The organism is Streptomyces olivaceoviridis, from assembly GCF_014650115.1.
GTDB classification, from domain to species: Bacteria; Actinomycetota; Actinomycetes; order Streptomycetales; family Streptomycetaceae; genus Streptomyces; species Streptomyces olivaceoviridis.
In genome coordinates this window covers 1-1651 of sequence record NZ_BMUI01000100.1, presented here as the reverse complement: position 1 = coordinate 1651, position 1651 = coordinate 1, and the positions used below count along the sequence as shown (strand labels likewise).

The window sequence follows — 1651 nt, the reverse complement described above, 5'->3', positions numbered from 1 at the left end:
GCCGAGTTTAATTGCAATCAATTAGAAGAATAAAGAAGAATTACTGCATTTCATAACTTATTTTTTTCTCTTTTTATTTCGTTTCTTTTTTATTTATACCTTCTCTTCTTTATCTTTAGTTTTATCTACTTATCAATAGTATCTACCGGCTCGAACTCGAATTTGATCGCCTTCCATACTTCACAAGCTGCGGCTAGTTCAGGACTCCATTTGCAAGCTGCTCGGATAATTTCATTACCTTCGCGAGCAAGATCGCGCCCTTCGTTACGAGCTTGTACACAGGCTTCTAAAGCCACTCGATTAGCTGCTGCACCAGGTGCATTTCCCCAAGGATGTCCTAAAGTTCCTCCACCAAATTGTAATACAGAATCGTCCCCAAAGATTTCGGTCAGAGCTGGCATATGCCAAACATGAATACCACCTGAAGCTACCGGTATAACACCTGGCATGGATACCCAGTCCTGAGTGAAAAAGATACCGCGAGCACGATCTTTTTCAATAAAATCATCGCGCAATAAATCAACAAAACCTAAAGTCATTTCGCGTTCCCCTTCTAACTTACCTACTACTGTACCGGAGTGGATATGATCTCCCCCAGACATACGCAATGCTTTAGCTAATACACGGAAATGCATACCATGATTTTTCTGTCTATCAATAACTGCATGCATTGCACGGTGAATGTGAAGAAGTAGGCCATTGTCGCGGCAATAATGAGCCAAAGTAGTATTTGCGGTGAATCCCCCAGTTAAGTAGTCATGCATTACAATAGGAACCCCTAATTCTCTTGCAAATACAGCTCTCTTAATCATTTCTTCACATGTACCCGCAGTCGCATTCAAGTAATGCCCCTTGATTTCACCGGTTTCGGCCTGTGATTTATAAATAGCTTCGGCACAAAAGACAAAACGGTCTCTCCAGCGCATAAATGGTTGTGAGTTTACGTTTTCATCATCTTTGGTAAAATCAAGTCCACCACGTAGACACTCATAACACGCTCTACCATAATTTTTTGCGGATAATCCCAATTTTGGTTTAATAGTACATCCCAATAAAGGACGACCATACTTGTTCAACTTATCTCTTTCAACTTGGATACCATGAGGCGGGCCTTGGAAAGTTTTTGAATAAGTAGGGGGAATTCGTAGATCCTCCAAACGTAGAGCACGTAGGGCTTTGAAACCAAATACGTTACCTACAATGGAAGTAAACATGTTAGTAACGGAACCCTCTTCAAATAGGTCTAATGGATAAGCTACATAACAGATCCATTGGCTGTCTTCCCCAGCAACAGGCTCGATGTGATAGCATCGTCCTTTGTAACGATCAAGACTGGTAAGTCCATCAGTCCAAACAGTTGTCCATGTACCAGTAGAAGATTCGGCAGCTACTGCAGCCCCTGCTTCTTCGGGCGGAACCCCAGGCTGAGGACTTACTCGGAATGCTGCCAAGATATCAGTATCCTTAGTTTCATACTCTGGGGTGTAGTAAGTCAATTTATAATCTTTAACACCAGCTTTAAATCCAACACCTGCTTTAGTTTCTGTTTGTGGTGACATAAGTCCCTCCCTATAACTCTTGAATTAAGAATTCTCACAATAACAGGGTCTACTCGATGTTAATTAGGCGTAAATGAAACTTTAGCAAAAAT

1 protein-coding gene is annotated in these 1651 nt (G+C 41.5%); it reads right to left on the bottom strand.

Annotated features, from left to right (window positions below; all coding sequences use genetic code 11):
- Positions 1–125: 125 nt before the first annotated feature.
- Positions 126–1559 (bottom strand): form I ribulose bisphosphate carboxylase large subunit, encoded by a 1434-nt coding sequence (locus tag IE273_RS45570; RefSeq protein WP_189214503.1) that lies wholly within the window; start codon positions 1557–1559, stop codon positions 126–128.
- Between the last annotated feature and the right edge of the window lie 92 nt (positions 1560–1651).

What these genes read in the sequence shown, in the direction of transcription:
- IE273_RS45570 (WP_189214503.1), bottom strand. Translation starts at nt 1,559, where the DNA reads ATGTCACCACAAACAGAAACTAAAGCAGGTGTTGGATTTAAAGCTGGT.